General features: G+C 39.6%; 17 protein-coding genes. 16 read left to right on the plus strand and 1 reads right to left on the minus strand.

Going from position 1 to position 16,934, the window contains the following annotated elements; all coding sequences use genetic code 11:
• The 16 genes from KJ593_03965 (at window position 1) to KJ593_04040 (ending at window position 15,096) form a co-directional block, all read left to right on the plus strand.
• Complete coding sequence (locus tag KJ593_03965) at window positions 1–570, plus strand: PilN domain-containing protein (GenBank protein MBU2541040.1); 570 nt, start codon at window positions 1–3, stop codon at window positions 568–570.
• The gene (pilO, locus tag KJ593_03970) at window positions 567–1,178 is read left to right on the plus strand and encodes a type 4a pilus biogenesis protein PilO (GenBank protein ID MBU2541041.1); all 612 of its coding nucleotides are present in this window, start codon (window positions 567–569) and stop codon (window positions 1,176–1,178) included. The genes KJ593_03965 and pilO overlap by 4 nt, the downstream gene beginning before the upstream one ends.
• Window positions 1,159–1,551: a hypothetical protein gene (locus tag KJ593_03975; protein MBU2541042.1), complete on the plus strand. Its 393-nt coding sequence runs from the start codon at window positions 1,159–1,161 to the stop codon at window positions 1,549–1,551. Before pilO ends, KJ593_03975 begins: the two co-directional genes overlap by 20 nt.
• Window positions 1,541–3,406, plus strand: a complete 1,866-nt coding sequence (gene pilQ / locus KJ593_03980; GenBank protein MBU2541043.1) for a type IV pilus secretin PilQ — start codon at window positions 1,541–1,543, stop codon at window positions 3,404–3,406. The genes KJ593_03975 and pilQ overlap by 11 nt, the downstream gene beginning before the upstream one ends.
• A gap of 94 nt (window positions 3,407–3,500) precedes the next feature.
• Window positions 3,501–3,809, plus strand: a complete 309-nt coding sequence (locus tag KJ593_03985; GenBank protein MBU2541044.1) for a TIGR03936 family radical SAM-associated protein — start codon at window positions 3,501–3,503, stop codon at window positions 3,807–3,809.
• On the plus strand, window positions 3,806–5,302 hold the full coding sequence (locus KJ593_03990) for an Rne/Rng family ribonuclease (GenBank protein ID MBU2541045.1): 1,497 nt from the start codon (window positions 3,806–3,808) through the stop codon (window positions 5,300–5,302). The genes KJ593_03985 and KJ593_03990 overlap by 4 nt, the downstream gene beginning before the upstream one ends.
• Before the next feature lie 110 nt (window positions 5,303–5,412).
• Entirely contained in the window at window positions 5,413–5,733 is a 321-nt protein-coding gene (rplU, locus tag KJ593_03995) for a 50S ribosomal protein L21 (protein MBU2541046.1), read from the plus strand.
• 26 nt (window positions 5,734–5,759) lie between these two features.
• Entirely contained in the window at window positions 5,760–6,716 is a 957-nt protein-coding gene (cgtA, locus tag KJ593_04000; protein ID MBU2541047.1) for an Obg family GTPase CgtA, read from the plus strand.
• Window positions 6,694–7,761, plus strand: a complete 1,068-nt coding sequence (proB, locus tag KJ593_04005; protein ID MBU2541048.1) for a glutamate 5-kinase — start codon at window positions 6,694–6,696, stop codon at window positions 7,759–7,761. The genes cgtA and proB overlap by 23 nt, the downstream gene beginning before the upstream one ends.
• A gap of 6 nt (window positions 7,762–7,767) precedes the next feature.
• Complete coding sequence (locus tag KJ593_04010) at window positions 7,768–9,030, plus strand: glutamate-5-semialdehyde dehydrogenase (protein ID MBU2541049.1); 1,263 nt, start codon at window positions 7,768–7,770, stop codon at window positions 9,028–9,030.
• Entirely contained in the window at window positions 9,030–9,602 is a 573-nt protein-coding gene (gene nadD, locus KJ593_04015) for a nicotinate-nucleotide adenylyltransferase (GenBank protein ID MBU2541050.1), read from the plus strand. Before KJ593_04010 ends, nadD begins: the two co-directional genes overlap by 1 nt.
• On the plus strand, window positions 9,603–10,241 hold the full coding sequence (gene rpe / locus KJ593_04020) for a ribulose-phosphate 3-epimerase (GenBank protein MBU2541051.1): 639 nt from the start codon (window positions 9,603–9,605) through the stop codon (window positions 10,239–10,241).
• Window positions 10,238–11,641: a phosphoglucomutase/phosphomannomutase family protein gene (locus KJ593_04025; protein ID MBU2541052.1), complete on the plus strand. Its 1,404-nt coding sequence runs from the start codon at window positions 10,238–10,240 to the stop codon at window positions 11,639–11,641. The genes rpe and KJ593_04025 overlap by 4 nt, the downstream gene beginning before the upstream one ends.
• Window positions 11,638–12,240, plus strand: a complete 603-nt coding sequence (locus KJ593_04030) for a 1-acyl-sn-glycerol-3-phosphate acyltransferase (GenBank protein MBU2541053.1) — start codon at window positions 11,638–11,640, stop codon at window positions 12,238–12,240. Before KJ593_04025 ends, KJ593_04030 begins: the two co-directional genes overlap by 4 nt.
• Window positions 12,241–12,340: 100 nt before the next feature.
• Window positions 12,341–13,888 (plus strand): 30S ribosomal protein S1, encoded by a 1,548-nt coding sequence (locus tag KJ593_04035; GenBank protein ID MBU2541054.1) that lies wholly within the window; start codon window positions 12,341–12,343, stop codon window positions 13,886–13,888.
• Entirely contained in the window at window positions 13,885–15,096 is a 1,212-nt protein-coding gene (locus KJ593_04040; GenBank protein MBU2541055.1) for a tyrosine--tRNA ligase, read from the plus strand. The genes KJ593_04035 and KJ593_04040 overlap by 4 nt, the downstream gene beginning before the upstream one ends.
• 80 nt (window positions 15,097–15,176) lie before the next feature.
• On the opposite strand, the gene KJ593_04045 is transcribed toward KJ593_04040, so the two are convergent.
• The gene (locus tag KJ593_04045; GenBank protein MBU2541056.1) at window positions 15,177–16,904 is read right to left on the minus strand and encodes a diguanylate cyclase; all 1,728 of its coding nucleotides are present in this window, start codon (window positions 16,902–16,904) and stop codon (window positions 15,177–15,179) included.
• Window positions 16,905–16,934 lie beyond the last annotated feature (30 nt).

Genomic DNA, 16,934 nt, shown 5'->3' on the forward strand with positions numbered 1-16,934 from the left:
ATGATGATCGAAGTAAATTTCCTACCTCTTGAGGAACGTAAGAAGAAGAACTTGCCAAAGATCCCTGCCGGGTTACCTTTGAAGATATTCTATTTATTTTTAGTCATCTTAGCCAGCATTCATCTTGTGATTTTCTTGGTAACATTTGCCCAAGATTTTTATTTAAATAGACTCACAATCAAGGTTAACGAGAAATTGCCCAAGAGCGCAGAGGCGGCCACAATGAAGCAGACCATAAGCAGCTTGGAAAAAGAGGTCTTGGTGTTTGATGAGTTTTTTGGCAAGAATATAATCTGGGCTGAGAAATTAAACATAATTAGCGATGTGATGCCAATCGGAATATGGCTAAACAGAATTATTATAAATGATAATTTATTTTCAATGGACGGTACAGCCGTCTCTTTAAAAGGGGAAGAGATGAAGATGATTAGCGTTCTTCTGGAGGCCTTGAAGGCAAAGGATAGCTTTTATGATGGCTTCGAGGATTTGACCCTGAAGTCGATTCAGCGGCGTTACATAAAGTCCATAGAGGTAGTAGATTTTATTATCGCAGGATTACTAAAGGAATGAAAAAAATAGATCTCCTTCTTTTCTCTAATAAACAAATCAAGGAAGCGATTATCTTTTTGCTAATAGGTTTGGCTATCTTCATCTTCGATTCTTCCTTTGTTCTCAAAGGCCAGTGGGCAAATTTTTTGTCTGTAAAAGAGAATCTTAAAGAAGTACGAGAGAAGATCACCGCTACTGCCTTAGATGGATTTAGCACAGAGCGTCTCAAAGGACGTCTAGATCAGCTTTCAGAGAGTGTTTCTGATAAGAAGAAGGGGATTTTGAAAGAAGAAGATGTCCCTAACGTCTTGAATGAGATTTCAAGGTTAGCAGACAATGTTAATCTAAAGATTATGAGGTTGACACCGCTGAAGGAAATTCGTGATAGAGATAGATTCACAACCAGTGAGGACAGCGAGTATTATATCTTGCCCATTTCTATTATTGCTCGCGGCGCCTATCATTCCTTAGGAAAATTTTTGGATAGTTTAGAGAAAGTCGTTTTTTCCATTAAGATTCAGGCAATAGATATTATTCCTAAAGCAGCTGGTCTCCTAAATCCGGAGCACGACATAAAATTAACCTTATCTATTTTTGTAGTAGACAAACATGAAGCCCAAAAACCTTAAATTTTCTTTAGCTGTTTTCTTATCAGCATTTTTTTTATTGGCGCCTATTGTTTTTGCTGACGATACTGCTAGAGAAGTAGAGTTTACCTACACAATACATAATGAGCGCGATCCCTTTTTACCATTCGTGACTCCGGATGGCTACATTGTTAATCTCCAGGCCCAGACTGAAATTGCAGATATTAACCTTGAGGGAATAATATTTGATGCGCAGGGTAGATCTCTTGCTGTGATTAACGGAGATGTAATTGCCGAGAATGAATTTGTGGGTGAATTTCAACTTAAAGAGATAAAAAAAGATAAAATTATTTTGCAAAATGGCCAAAAAACATATATAATAGAGTTAACAAAGGAGGGTGCAAGTGAAGATTAAAAAATTAGCAATTTCTATAAGTATTTTCTTTTTCTTATTTTTGATATTACAAAATACTTCAGGTCCTGAGTCATTAGTTATCGCAGAGGAATTAGAGCTGGAGGATTTATCGCAACTCTTTGAGGAAGAGATTGATGTAGAAATTTTTGGCCTTGAGGATGAGGTTTCTTCTGAGATTATGGCTGAAGAGCTTAATGAAGAGGAATTAAAGGCGGTAGAGGCTGAGTTTGAAGAGGCTGAAGAAATCTTTGGCCTAGGTCAAGAAGAGGAGGCCTTGGATATCCCAGAAGAGGTTGCAGCGGAAATTTTGGCAGAAGAGCTCCCTATTGTTACAGAATCTGAGTTGTCGTCTGAATTAGACCAGCTTGAGCCGGCAGGAAAGAAGCTGGCCGAAGAGGTTACTGAGGTGCAAGAGGGGAAGACGCAAGAGGAGGAGTTACCGGTTACCAAGGTATCCCTTGATTTTAAAGAGGCAGATATTAGAAATGTGTTAAGAATCCTTTCTTATAAAAGTGGAGTTAATATTGTTGCAAGCCCTGAAGTAACCGGCTTAGTTACTATAAGACTTACTGATGTTCCTTGGGATAAGGCATTAGATGTGGTGCTTGATACTTATGGTTTCGGACATGAACGCAAGGAAAACATTATTACGGTTTATCCTATGGAAATGCTTACTGCAAGAAAAAGCCAAGAGCAGGCGTTAGCGGCAGTTCAGCCTACAGTAACTAAAGTTATAAAACTAAAGTTTATTGATGCTACTGATATGAAGAAGGCGCTTGATCCACAGCTATCTCCGCGCGGCAGGGTTACTGTTTTGGAGGCAACCGGTCAAGCTGGATGGGAATTTGGCGGCTCAGAGTTAGGTAAAAGAGCGCGCATAGGTGAAAAAACGAGCAGATCGAAAATGCTCATTATCTCTGATATCCCTCCGGTATTAGAAAGGCTAGAGGAGGTTATTGCTGAATTAGATGTGCGGCCAGAGCAGGTGTTAATTGAAGTGAGACTTTTGGAAGTAAATCGCGATAAATTATCTGACTTAGGTATGGAGTGGGGTACAGGCTCTGATGGTACAGGCTTTATCGAGACAAGCGGTAAGGGTTTAGACGGAAGCTCAGAGACTCAACTTAGCGTCCAAGGCGAAACGCTTCAAGTATCGCCTTCGACGTTTTCTTCTAAGTCTGGTTTTTCTGGAATTACACCGTTTAATGCTGGCCTTACTGCTACATTCCAAAAGATTACCGGCAGTCAGTTTCAGGCTATATTACATGCTGTAGCAGAGGACGTAGAAGTAAATACACTTTCAGCACCACGCATCTTGACATTGAGTGATCAGGAGGCGACTATCCTAATAGGAAGCAAATATCCTATTCTTACCTCTGATGTAAGTACAGAGGCAGGGGCGACAGTTACCACAACACTTGATTACTATGAGGATATCGGAATCCAGCTTAATGTTGTGCCTCAGGTTAATGACGATGGCTATATTAATCTAATCGTACATCCTGCGGTAACTTCTATTTCAAGCTACATAGGGGACAATTCCTATCCTGTAATAATAACCCGTGAGGCAGAGACACAGCTTTTGATTAAAGATGGCGAGACAATAGTCATTGGTGGACTGCTTAAGGATGTAAAGGGAGAGTCAGAAATTGGCATTCCATTTTTAAGTAAGATCCCTATTCTAGGTTTTTTATTTAGGCGCACGGTAGTAGATATAGAAAAGATCGATCTTTTAATATTTATAACTGCAAGAGTAGTTAAATCCGAAGGGGACCTGATAACGTTTAAACAAAGCGTAGAAACTCCGGTCAGAAATTTAATACCAGCAGAGCCCGTAATTAAAGAAGAAGAGTAAAACTGTTTAAAATATTTTACAAATTGCTTTAATTAACCCTTGGCAGATTTGTTTGTCAGGGGTTATTTTCTTAAGGCACAATTGGCGAAGTCAATTGAAAGCGAAGGTTATTATCGAAATAAAATTTTCAAAGTGCGGCCTAATGCGTTACATATCTCATTTGGATTTGTTGCGGTTATTTAGGCGTGCAGCAAGCAGGGCAAAGATTGCCCTAGAGTTAACACGCGGCTTTAATCCGCATCCAAAAATAAGTATAAATAGGGCATTGAAATTAGGCGAAGAATCCGATGCGCTTTTTTGTCAATTTGGACTAGAAGCAAAAATGGATACACAGGAGTTTGCAAGCCGTTTGCAGCAGGAGTTACCCGAAGGGATAAGCATAAAGCAAGCCAAACTAATATGACTAAATTTATTTTAATTAATTCTGGAACGCAAGAGAATCGCGTTGCTATGCTTAAGGATGGAAAACTGGAAGAATTTTTCATAGAGAGAGTCAATAAGCGAACTATTGTCGGTAATATTTATAAAGCCAGAATTGATTCAATAGCAACATCTTTAAACGCTGCCTTTGTCGATATCGGATTAGGAAAGAAGGGTTTTCTTTATTTATCCCAGCCTGCTTTTGGTCCTGAATTCAATGATGATGATGTTGATAATTTAACTCTTGCAGCTTCCCCCCAGGTTAAAAAAAACGGGCGTTTAAATGTAGGTCAGGAGATTCTTGTCCAGGTAGTAAAAGAGCAATTTGGCACCAAGGGGCCGCGGCTGACAACCAAAATATCATTGCCCGGCAGATACTTGGTAGTAATACCATATAGCAATAATATCGGTATTTCCCGGCGTATTGACGAGGATGCTGAGAGAAAGCGCTTAAAGGATCTTATGCATTCGATGCGGCTTCCTTCTGATTTTGGATTTGTTATTCGCACAGTAAGCGTAGGCACAGACAAGAGGCAGTTGCATCGAGATGTAAAGTTTTTAATTAAACTCTGGCATAGAATCGCGCAGATCTCTCATCGTAGTAAAACGCCAGCATTAATTCATGAAGAATTCAATCTAATAATGCGCATTGTACGTGATTCATTTACTGAAGATGTTACGAATATATTCATAGATTCTAAGAGAGATTTTCATGCTATTAGAAGATTTGTCCGTATCTATTCTCCTAGTCTATTGCGTAAGGTTCTGTTTTACCGAGGCAAGGAACCATTATTTGAGAAGTTTAAAATAGAAGAAAAGATCGATGAGATTTATGAGCGCAAAGTAAATTTGAAATCAGGTGGTTATCTATATATTGAACCCACAGAAGGTCTAGTGGCTGTTGATGTTAATAGCGGAAGATTCAAAGGCCCTACTGCTGCAAGGGGTGTTAAGGCCCAGGAAGAGATGGCATTTAAGGTCAATATGGAAGCCGCAGATGAGATTGCCAGACAATTGAGACTGAGGGATTTGGGTGGGCTTATTGTAATTGATTTTATTGATATGATAAAGGATGTTCACCGCAAGCGAGTATTTACCCACTTTAAGCAATTACTCAAACATGATAGGGCAAAGACAGATGTAATCAGAATATCTGAGTTTGGAATTCTGGAGATGACACGTCAGAAGCAGCGTTTAAGCGCTGAGAAGGTGTCTTTTCAAATCTGTCCTTATTGTGAGGGTAGGGGTAGAGTTAGAACAGTGGCCACAGTTGCTATCGCAGTTTTACGCATGCTTAATAAAGTCTTAAAAGAGCAAAAAAAGGGAAAACTATTAATTAGTTTACATCCAGATGTCGTTGAATTCTTAAATCTGCAATATAAAGATACCTTAAAGGATTTACAGCAAAGATTCAAATCTTCCTTAATTCTTAATCCTAGTCCACATCTGCACTTAGAGAAAATCATTATAGAATAAGATCAGGCCTTGGTTTAAGTGGCTTGATTTTACTTGATAGTTTTAACTACTTATGTTAACATAGGGTCTCAAATAAGACCCAGACTTGTTGAAACTAAAGGAGATAAAATATGTATGCCATAATCAAGAGCGGTTCAAAACAATACCGCGTAGAAAAGAATTCCGAGATAGATGTCGAGAAGATATCATTGCGTCCTCGCGCCAAGACAATAACCCTGGATGAGGTGTTGTTGTTATCTGCTGCAAAAGAGATAAGCGTTGGCAGGCCATATCTTAAAAATGTAAGTATTAAGGCTGAGGTTATAGCGCCGATTATCAAGGCAGATAAAGTGATTGCTTTTAAATTTCGCAGGAGGAAAGATTCGCATTGGAAGAAGGGACATCGTCAGAAACTAACCCGCCTTAAAATAAAAGAGATCACAGTCAGTTAATAATCTGTGCAATCTATTTAAAAGAGATGTTCATTGATACTGCCAGGATTAAGCTTAAGGCTGGAGACGGCGGCAATGGCTGTCGGAGTTCTAGGCGTAGAAAAAATAGGAGGTTTTCTATACCTGATGGCGGAAGCGGCGGCAAGGGAGCGGATATAAAGTTTTGCGTGGATTCTAAGGTTCAGACGCTTCTGGATTTTCGTTATCGTCAGCATTTTCGCGCGAAAAACGGTACTCAGGGCGGTTCGAATTGTAAGAAAGGAAAAGATGCGCCTGAGTTGATAATCAAGGTTCCTCCTGGTACTATTATTCGCGATGCAGAATTAGGATTGCTCTTGCGGGATTTAACAGGTCCTGAAGAAGAGGTAATTGCGGTAAAGGGAGGCAGTGGCGGCCGCGGTAATAGTTCTAGACGTCACATGGCAGAAGAAGGAGCTAAAGGCGAAGAGAAAGAAGTAACTCTTGAGCTTAAGATTATTGCTGATGTAGCAATCGTCGGACTTCCCAACGCAGGAAAATCCAGTTTAATTACTTGCCTGTCCCATGCTAGGCCAAAAATTGCTGCTTATCCGTTTACGACAAAATCACCTATCTTAGGAGTTTTCGAATCATCTGATTTTTCTTTTGTGCTTATTGATGTCCCCGGACTTATAGAAGGAGCCCATTTGGGTAAAGGCATGGGGGATACATTCTTGAGGCATATAGAAAGAACCAGATTATTATTGCAGGTTATTGATATATCTAACCAAACGTCCTCTGATCCCTTATCAGATTATGAAATTATAAATGAGGAACTGAAGGCCTCTGGCAGGAATCTAGAGAAAAAGCCGCGGATTATCGTTGCTAATAAAATAGATTTAGAGGGTTGGCAGGATAATCTAAAGAGGTTAGAGGAGGGGTTAGGCACTCCCGTAATCGCGATTTCTTGTAAGGAAAAACAAGGTCTAAAGAGGTTGATTGATGAAATTAAGCGAAAATTATAGACGTTTGGTAATTAAAGTCGGAACGAGCATCCTCACAGATAGCGCGAATCATCTCGATATTGGTTTTATTAATAATATTGCTTATCAGGTTTCGGCTCTTGTAGGCGAAGGAAGAGAAGTCGTTGTTGTTTCAAGCGGCGCTATTGCATGTGGCTTGGATAATTTAAGTTTAACAAAGAGGCCTACTAAATTGGACAAGCTTTCTGCCCTAGCCTCTTTAGGTCAAATCAGGCTGATGGAGGCATATCAGAATGCCTTTAGGAAATATCATAATAATTGTGCTCAGGTATTGCTTACTTGGGATGATTTTGATAAAAGGGCCCGATTCTTAAATGCAAAAAAAACGCTAAATCAATTATTCAAATATAAGTCTGTTGCGATTATCAATGAAAATGATTCAGTCTCTACAGAGGAGATAAAATTCGGAGATAATGACAGATTGTCAGCTTTAGTTGCTACTCTTATCTCCAGCGATATCCTTATAATCCTTTCAGATGTTGATGGGCTTTTTGACAGAAAGAACAACAGGTTAATCAACCTTGTTGAGAAAATCGATAATGAGATTATGCGTCTAGCCTGCGGTAGTAAGAAGTTTAGCTGCGTGGGAGGAATGCACACAAAACTTGAGGCTGTAAAGATCGCAAATAATGCTGGCATACCCTGCATCTTAGCTAACGGAAAAACCAAGGATATCCTGATTGATATTGCTAAAGGTGAAAGCCCGGGTACATTTTTTTGTGCAGGTACTAGGCCGAAAGATAAGAAAAACTGGATTGCAACTAGTGCAAAGTGCAAGGGTGCGATTGTGGTTGATGCAGGAGCCAAGGCAGCAATTATTGCCAGGAAAAAGAGCCTCTTGAGTGTAGGTATCATAGAGGCGCAGGGTGAATTTAAAGAGAATGATGTTGTGTTTATCGCTGATATGGCCGGCTCTAAATTTGCCAAGGGTATAACAAGATTTTCAGCCCAAAAGATTAACCAGATAAAAGGCAAAAAAGGCCAGCCGGAAGTAGTGCATCGCGATTGCCTTATTGTTATTGAGTAGGTAATTATGAAAGACAGTCTAAAAGGGCAAATACTAGAAATCGCTAAATCTGCCAAGCAGGCCTCTTTTGAGTTAGCGCTTAGCTCAAAACAAGAGAGGAGAGATTGTATTCTCACAATGGCCGATGCCTTACTTGAAAATAAGGCAATAATCCTTAATGAGAATAAAAAAGACATCGAGAAGGCAGGTCAGGACACAAAGACTGAAGCGTTTATTGACAGATTGACGCTGAATGAAGAGCGATTGAAAAAGATGTCTGAATCACTAAAGAGCATTGCAGGTCTCAATGATTCAATGGGAGAGGTGATCAAGGCTCATAAGGTAGCTTCTGGCCTGGAAATCAAAAAGGTTAGAGTTCCAATCGGCGTTGTTAGTATAATCTATGAATCGCGGCCGGATGTTACTAGCGACTGTTTAGGTCTTTGTTTAAAAAGCGCTAATGCACTTATTTTAAGAGGAGGCAGTGCAGCAATTAATTCAAATATAGCAATCTTTAACATACTAAAAGATGTTATTAAAAAGTGCGGCCTTGCTCATGACGGATATCAATTAGTTAAAAATACCGATAGAAAATCAATCGATATCTTACTAAAAATGAATAATTATATTGATTTAGTCATACCCAGAGGCGGAGAAGCGCTTATAAATGAAGTTACTAAAAAATCAACGATTCCGGTGATAAAGCATTATAAAGGAATTTGCACTGTCTATGTAGATGTGGCTGCTAATTTAGATATGGCCTATAAGATTTGTCTTAATGCAAAGGTAGAGCGGCCGGGCGTATGCAATGCAATGGAGACATTACTTGTTCATAAAAAGATTGCCGCAATATTTTTGCCGAAGATGCTTGAACTCTTTTTTCAAGAGAAGGTAGAGGTAAGAGGCACAGCCAGCGTTAGAAAATTCAACTCGAAAGTTATAAAGGCAAAAAGGGGTGATTTTCAGACTGAATTTCTTGATTTGATTTTAGCTGTACGTATAGTTGATGGCTTGGATGAGGCGATTGAGCACATAAATACCTTTGGTTCGCATCATTCTGATAGCATTGTTACTGAGGATCAGATTGCAGCAAGAAAGTTTTTGCAGCAAGTTGACTCTGCCTGCGTATTTTTAAATACCTCAACCCGCTTTAGTGATGGTTATCAATTCGGTATGGGCGCAGAGATGGGGATTTCAACGGATAAGATTCATGCACGCGGTCCAATGGCAGTTGAGGAGTTGACCACCTATAAATATCAGATTATAGGAAACGGCCAGATTAGAGAATAATGAGAATAGGAATATTAGGCGGAACATTTAACCCTGTTCATATTGGTCATTTGATTCTAGCTGAATATGCACGCCAGGCCCTGAGATTAGATAAGCTTTTTTTCGTGCCAGCAAATATATCTCCTCTTAAGTCAAGGTCTCAAGCTGTCTCTAGCTATCATAGATTAGAGATGCTGAAACTTGCGATAAGAGGATGCAGGGATTTTGCGATTTCAGATATGGAGATAAAAAGAGGCGGTAAATCTTATACGCTTGAAACATTGTATGCATTCCTTAAAGAATTCAATAATAAAAAAGATAAAATTTTTTTTATAAGCGGTTCTGATTCTTTGGGCCAGCTTAATAGATGGAAGGATTTTAAGCAGATATTAAAAATTGCTAAATTCGTGGTGGCCGAAAGACCGGGATTTTCTCCATGTAGGCCTTCAGGCCATATTAAGACTATTCAGATACCGCAGATTGATATTTCTTCCTCTCTGATCAGAGCGCGTTTAAGAGCAGGTAAGTCAGTTCAGTATCTGGTTCCTGATAGAGTAGCTGCCTATATTAAAAAGGGGAGACTTTTTAGATAAATGAAAATTCTAGTTGCACCATCAATTCTAGCAGGTGATTTTGGTCGTCTGAATGAAGAAATTAAAAGAATAGAGAAGGCAGGCGCAGATTTAATACACATAGACGTAATGGATGGACATTTTGTTCCCAATATTACTATAGGCCCGAGGCAGGTGTCAGCTATTAAAAAGAGTACTCGCCTACCGCTGGATGTGCATTTAATGATAGAAGAGCCTTTTAAGCTTTTGGATGATTTCGTCAACGCTGGTTCGGATATAATTACTGTTCACATTGAAAACGTCTCTTTAAAGACATTAAAGGCAAGGTTTAAAGAGCTAAGGGCAAAAAATGTAAGATTAGGAGTTGCACTTAAGCCCAAGACAAGTATTAAGGCAATCGCATCTTGCATTGACTATCTTGATTTCATCCTTCTCATGAGCGTTAATCCTGGTTTTTGCGGTCAGAAATTCATGCCTCTAGTTTATCCTAAGATAGAAAATCTAAGAAAGGTATACAATCTTGATATTGAGGTTGATGGCGGCGTAAATAATGAAAATGCACCGCGATTAATCTCTTGCGGAGCAAATGTGTTAGTTGCCGGAAATTATATATTCAAGTCAAAGGATATTTCCCAGGCAGTGAGGAGTCTTAGGGCATGAGGAAAAAGCCAGTGATTAAATTCGGTACAGACGGCTGGAGGGCGGTTATAGCAGGAGATTTTACATTCGAGAATGTTGCGATTCTTTCTCAGGCAGTAAGTGATTACTTTAAGAGTCTTAAGTCAGGCGGGCAAGTTGAGGCAGTCATTGGTTTTGATACACGCTTTCTATCACGCGAGTTTGCGCATTATGCAGCAGAGGTGTTGGTGGCTAATAGGATAAAGGTTATATTATCTGATAGGGCAATATCTACGCCAGCCTTAAGTTTTGCCACTAAATCTAACAGATGCGATTTTGGAATAATGATTACGGCAAGTCATAATCCCCCTGAATTTAACGGGTTCAAGATTAAGGATAGCTTCGGCGGCGCTGCTGATACTGATATAACCAAGGCCGTTGAAAAATTACTTCATAAAAATAAAGTAAAAAAGGCAAGCCTAGCTAATAACAGATATTGCAAGGTCAAAAATTTAATCACTGCTTATGAAGGCTTTCTAAAAAAATATTTAGATTTAAGAAAGATACATTCTAGACGCCTTAATGTTCTCGTTGATGTAATGCATGGCAGTGGCAATGCGATAATACCTGACTGTATTGGAAGCGGCAAGGTAAAGGTTACCTTGATGCGTAGCGACGTGAATCCTTCATTTGACGGAGCAAGGCCTGAACCATTGCCGGAGAATTTGAGTCAGATGATACATCGTATGAAAAATGAGAAATTTGATTTAGGATTGGTGCTTGACGGCGATGCGGACAGAATTGCCGCACTTGATTCAGACGCTAACTTTATCAGCCCCCAGGTTATACTCTGTCTTTTAATCCTTCATTTATTCCAAGACCGCAAAGAAAAAGGTGCGGTAGTTAAGACAGTGGTGGGCACAACATTGCTTGATAAGGTCTGCGCACATTTAAAATTAAAGCTATTCGAGACGCCTGTTGGTTTTAAATATATAAGCAAGCTGATGAAGGAAACTACTGTATTGGTTGGCGGAGAAGAGGCAGGCGGTATTGGTTTTAAAAATTATATCCCTGAACGTGATGGCAGCTTAGCCGGATTGCTGCTTTTGGAGATGTTATCGTTTAGAGGACGTAGCATAAAGCAGCTCATAAAGGAACTGAAATCCAAATTTGGAAGTTTTTATTATACCAAGGATAGCATTGAATTGCATAATGTAGGCCACTTCAATTTAGGAAATGTTAAGGTTCCCAAAAAGATATTAGGAAAGGATGTAGTGCGAATTAACAGAAAAGACGGCCTGAAGCTTATCGGGAGTGACGAAAGCTGGTTAATGTTACGGCCTTCGGGAACCGAGCCGATTGTTAGAGTTTATGCCGAGGCTGCTACAAGAGAGAAGGCAGAGAGGTTGATTTCATTAGGTAAGAAGATGATTAGATCGTGACGACGTTATGTTATCGTCTTTCAAAAGTCCTCTTATTGTTGATTTTAAAGGTAATACTGCGAATCAAAATTAAGGTTAAGGGACTTGAGTTCATACCCAAGAAGGGGGCATTCCTTTTAATTTCCAACCACCTAAGCTATCTGGATCCGCCTATAGTCGGTATAAGCTGTCCACGTCCACTCATATTTTTGGCTCGCAAGGACTTGTTTGATATTCGCTTTCTGGGTCCTTGGATGAGGGCTGTAGGGGTTGTTCCGCTTATGCCTGAGAGTGGGGATATTAAAGCAATCAAAGGGGCGATAAAGGCATTAAAAAAAGGTAATGTTGTGGCTGTTTTTCCTGAGGGCGCTAGGCAGGCAGCTACGGAAAGTTCTTTTCAAAATATAAAGAAAGGCTTTTTGCTTCTTGCAAAGAAGCCCAATGTCCCTATTGTAGTAGCAAAGGTTACAGGCAGCGAGAAGGCATGGCCAAGAGACTCAAAATGCATAAAACGAGGAACAGAGGTAGAGGTTAGTTTTAGTAAGCCATTGATGATAGGTAGCTTTGAGGATTACGAGCAAGAACTTAAAACTCTAAAGGCAGTCTTTGCCAAGTTGTAATATGTTAAAAGAGCATACCAATTCTTCTTGACTTTTAGTTAGATTTAGGCTAACTTATTAAGATTATGATGCAAAAATCTATATATAGAGGTGAAAGGGAATGAAGAGTCAGAATGATACGCTAGAAAGTCTGTATGGTGGCAGTTTCAAAAATTTTAAAGATGGACAAATTGTAAAAGGCAAGGTAGTCAATATCAGCTCAAAAGAAGCAATGATAGATATTGGCTATAAATCAGAGGGTATGATTCCTTTGATAGAGTTTGATAGCAATGAATTAGTCATAGGAGCTGAAGTTGAGGTTTTGATTGAATCTTTGGAGGCAGACGATGGGACGATTGTTCTTTCCAAAGAAAAAGTTAGAAGAATGAAAGGCTGGGATGAGATTTGTGCGGCTGCAGAGGAAGGAGGACAACTTTTGGAAGGCAAGGTAAAGGCCAAGATTAAAGGAGGCTATACATTGGATGTTATGGGGGTCGATGCCTTTTTGCCTGAATCCCTATCTACCTTTAGGGGAAAGCCCCAGAGAGAAATCATTAATAATGTATTTAAGTTTCAGGTTATTAAGATGAATAATCAGCGTCGAAGTTTGATAGTTTCTCGCAAAGATGCCCTTGCCAAGGAGAGGGATTCTGTTAAAAAGCAACTCTGGCAAGAGCTGAAGATTGGAGATATTCGTCAAGGCCAGGTTAAGGCCATTACTGATTTTGGTGCATTTGTAGATTTAGGCGGCGTAGACGGCCTTCTTCATATAACAGATATGAGCTGGTCACGAATTTCTCATCCATCGGAGATAGTGGCGATTGGAGATAAAATAGAGGTAATGATTTTAAATTTAGACAAGGATAATTCTCGTGTGTCCTTAGGCCTAAAACAGCGCACGCCTGATCCTTGGGAGAATGTAGAAGAGAGGTTTCCGCCTGAGACAAAAGTAAAAGGCAAGATTGTTAATATATTAAATTACGGCCTGTTTGTAGAGTTAGAAAAGGGCATAGAAGGTCTTGTGCATATTTCCGAGATTTCCTGGAGTAAGAGGACGGCTGATCTGAAGGATACTTTTGCCATTGGAGATATGATCGAGGCCAAGGTCTTGAATGTTGAACCGCAGACAAAAAGGATTTCCTTAAGCATAAAACAACTTGAGCCAAATCCCTGGGAAACAGCCAGTGATAAATATACAAGGGATATGAAGGTTACTGGCGCTGTTAGGGGATTTAGTGAGTATGGTGCATTTGTTGAGTTGAGCGATAATCTAGAGGGAATGATCCATGTTTCAGATATGTCTTGGACAAAGAAGATCAGTCACCCTCAAGAGGTGTTGAGAAAAGGACAGCGCGTAGAGGTTATAGTTTTGTCTGTTGATGCTCAGAATCAGAAAATATCACTCGGGCTAAAACAGTTAACAGAAAATCCCTGGCCGAAGATTGCACAGGAATATGAGCTGGATAAGATAGTCGAGGCAGAGGTGTCCTCCCTGACAAATTTTGGTGTTTTTGTAAAATTATCAGATGAATTGGAAGGTTTAATCTACACCGGAGAAATTGAGCCCAGCGTTAAAGAGACATTAAAGCCAGGTGATAAGATAAAGGCAAAAATAATTAAGGTCGATGTAGATGCCGCCAAGATTGGCTTAAGTGCTAAATTAGAATGACTAAGATAGGAATCGGAGAACAGCTTACTAAAATAAAGAGAGGTATCGTTGAGATAATCAGCGAGCCAGAGTTAATTGCAAAGCTTGAAAGCTCATTGCGGCAGAAAGCACGGCCTCTAAGGGTAAAGGCAGGTTTTGATCCTACTACAAGCGATATCCACCTTGGACATACAGTCCTCTTGAAGAAATTGCGCGCCTTTCAAGATTCAGGACACAAGGTAGTCCTCCTGATTGGCGATTATACTGCACTTATTGGTGATCCTTCTGGGCAGTCTCAGACAAGAAAAATGCTCACGCCCGAAGTGGTTAACCGCAATGCCAAAACTTACTTAGGGCAAGTTTCTAAAATACTGCTTATGGGTAAAAAACATCTTGAGGTAAGATATAATTCTGAGTGGTTTGGTAAGGGATGGAATGGAAAGGATAAAGTAGACCTAGATAAGTTCTTGGAAATCACCTCTAGATATAATGTTGCCAGGATTATAGAACGCGATGATTTTTCAAATAGGTTAAAAGATGGCAAGCCTATCAGTGTCCTGGAGTTTTTATATCCTTTAATGCAGGGCTATGATTCGGTCGTGCTTAATGCTGATATTGAATTAGGGGGTACAGATCAAAAGTTCAATCTCTTGATCGGCCGTGATATACAGCGTATCTATGGCAAACAGCCTCAGGTAGTGATTACTCTGCCTTTACTTGAAGGCCTAGACGGCAAGCTAAAGATGTCCAAGACCTATAATAATTATATCGGCATTGCCGAGAAACCAGATGAGATTTTTGGTAAGATTATGTCCACATCAGATGAGCTTATGTTGCGTTTTTACGATGTGCTTACAGAGGATAATCTAGGCGTCGTCAAGAAAATGCACCCAAAAGAGGCAAAGCTGAATCTAGCCGAAGGTATAGTTTCCAGATTCTATTCACAAAAGCTTGCGGCTAAGGCAAGAAGTGATTTCGAGGCTGTATTTAGTCAAGGCAAAGAGCCAAAGAAGACTTCCAACTACCGCCTTAAAGACAAAAACGGCGAGACAATTTTTAGTGTGCTTACTAATAGTGGACTTGTCTCCTCAGGCAATGAGGCGCGGCGTCTGTTGCGCGATGGCGCAGTACGCCTTGCTAATAAAGTAATAAAGGATGAAAAATTCCTCGTTGACTCACCTGCTATGCTTAAAGTCGGAAAGACACGCTTCTTAAAGATTACTCTTTAGACCCACCTTTTTAAAAACCAAAATCAAAATAACTGCTTCTGTTAGCGCAAAGAAGCTTTAGATTTTGTAATCTCAAGGATTTATTTAGTAGGAGGCCTTTCTGGTATGAGGAAAACACACACCTTGTTTCTACCTGTCTCTTTGGCTTTATAAAGCGCCTTGTCAGCGAAAGAGATTAATTCTTTAGGGGTCTGGGCATCTGTCTCAGTTAAGGATGCGATTCCTATACTGATTGTTACCTTTAGAGGCTGGTTCCCTTTATAAGGGAAGTTAAATTCTTCAATAGATTTTCTTAGACGTTCAGCGTAGATACTGGCGCCTTTTGCAGTTGTATTAGGCAAAATACAGCAGAATTCTTCACCGCCGTAACGGGCCACGACATCCACTCTGCGGCTGCTCTCCTGGATGATCCTAGCAACATTCTTTAAGATTACATTTCCTTCTTCATGCCCGTAAGTGTCGTTTACTTTTTTAAAGTGGTCAACATCCATTATCAAAAATGTAAGTTGAGTATTTTCCTCTTTTGCGTGTGCAAATTCAGAATCAAGTTTAAGTATTAGATAGCGATGTACAAAGAGTCCTGTGAGCCCATCAGTAATCGCCATAGTTTTTAAGATTGCTGCCTCAACCAATAAGCGCATATATTTGTATGTCTCCGTGCCCAGATACAAAAATGCGGCAATAAATATCGGACCAAAGTAGTCAAAGGATAAGTTTTGATAGGAAAGCAGAAAGGAAACAAGCATAAGCCCTAAAAGCTCTAGCGCCAAAAGAAGGGAACCTTTAAGGATTGAGAGTTTATAGGTGAATATTGCGGTGCAAATTGCAACTATTAGAATCAACAGGATTGAGAAAATCTCAGGCGTCTCTTTTAGAAAATTTCCTGATAAGTACATTAGGATTTCATTGGCATTGATTACTACCCCTGGCATCAGGCCCAGGGGGGTAGGGTAGACATCGTGAAAGATTTCAGCAGTCGTGCCGACGAGAATAATCTTTTTGTGGATACTTGCTTTACTAGCAGTTTTATTGATTATTTTATGAAAGGGGATGATTTCAAAGTCTTTATTTTTTGCCTGGTAATTAATCAATGCTGTGCCTTTTTCTGAAAGAGGAATGATTACTTGCTTTGTTGTTTTTGCCACATCTTTTAGATTGATAAGCATTCTGCGATTATTAAGTGAGACGTCGTTTTTAATATCGCTTTCGTGATAGCGCAAAAAGGTCTTTAGTCCGAAAGAGGTTTTTAGTATTCCCGGAAGGTCTTTTCTTGGAAACAGGAGGCGGCAATTACGCACGGTTAAATCTTTATCGCGTGTCTTGTTAACAAAGCCAAAGCCTAAGGCTGCTTTTTGCAAAGGCAGATAAGGTTCATTATAACTTTTATCCGGGGCAATGTAACTTGCAAGAATTACATTGCCTGCATTTTTAATTGCCTCAGCCAGTGCCGAATCATCATCCTTATTATTGCTTTCTCCTGTAAATACCATATCCAGACTAATGATCTTTGGTCTGTATTCATTTAGGTTATCAATAAATTCACTCAAGAAACTTCGTGACCAGGGCCATTTTTTCTGCAAGACCATGAATGATTCGTCATCAATAACAACAAGGCTGATCTCTTTTAATTCTTTGGGTTTAGGTTTTAACTGATAAGTAAGGCGATTAAACAAATCAGCAGTTTTTAACGAAAGGATATTTAAAAAAGTAATTTTATGGGAGGAAAAAGAATAAGCCAGGCTTATAATCATCGCCACACAGATTACCTTTATCAGATTCTTATCCCAGGATATCTTTTTCTTTTTCATTGTAAAATTAGTCTAGCATAAAAGTGGGGT

The sequence above is a fragment of the Candidatus Omnitrophota bacterium genome, assembly GCA_018830005.1.
Taxonomy (GTDB): Bacteria; Omnitrophota; Gorgyraeia; order JAHJTE01; family JAHJTE01; genus JAHJTE01.

Bases quoted from the DNA above. Each gene is read 5' to 3' on its own strand.
- KJ593_03965 (MBU2541040.1), top strand. From the start codon at position 1: ATGATGATCGAAGTAAATTTCCTACCTCTTGAGGAACGTAAGAAGAAG.
- pilO (MBU2541041.1), top strand. From the start codon at position 567: ATGAAAAAAATAGATCTCCTTCTTTTCTCTAATAAACAAATCAAGGAA.
- KJ593_03975 (MBU2541042.1), top strand. From the start codon at position 1,159: ATGAAGCCCAAAAACCTTAAATTTTCTTTAGCTGTTTTCTTATCAGCA.
- KJ593_03990 (MBU2541045.1), top strand. From the start codon at position 3,806: ATGACTAAATTTATTTTAATTAATTCTGGAACGCAAGAGAATCGCGTT.
- rplU (MBU2541046.1), top strand. From the start codon at position 5,413: ATGTATGCCATAATCAAGAGCGGTTCAAAACAATACCGCGTAGAAAAG.
- cgtA (MBU2541047.1), top strand. From the start codon at position 5,760: ATGTTCATTGATACTGCCAGGATTAAGCTTAAGGCTGGAGACGGCGGC.
- proB (MBU2541048.1), top strand. From the start codon at position 6,694: ATGAAATTAAGCGAAAATTATAGACGTTTGGTAATTAAAGTCGGAACG.
- KJ593_04010 (MBU2541049.1), top strand. From the start codon at position 7,768: ATGAAAGACAGTCTAAAAGGGCAAATACTAGAAATCGCTAAATCTGCC.
- nadD (MBU2541050.1), top strand. From the start codon at position 9,030: ATGAGAATAGGAATATTAGGCGGAACATTTAACCCTGTTCATATTGGT.
- rpe (MBU2541051.1), top strand. From the start codon at position 9,603: ATGAAAATTCTAGTTGCACCATCAATTCTAGCAGGTGATTTTGGTCGT.
- KJ593_04025 (MBU2541052.1), top strand. From the start codon at position 10,238: ATGAGGAAAAAGCCAGTGATTAAATTCGGTACAGACGGCTGGAGGGCG.
- KJ593_04035 (MBU2541054.1), top strand. From the start codon at position 12,341: ATGAAGAGTCAGAATGATACGCTAGAAAGTCTGTATGGTGGCAGTTTC.
- KJ593_04040 (MBU2541055.1), top strand. From the start codon at position 13,885: ATGACTAAGATAGGAATCGGAGAACAGCTTACTAAAATAAAGAGAGGT.
- KJ593_04045 (MBU2541056.1), bottom strand. From the start codon at position 16,904: ATGAAAAAGAAAAAGATATCCTGGGATAAGAATCTGATAAAGGTAATC.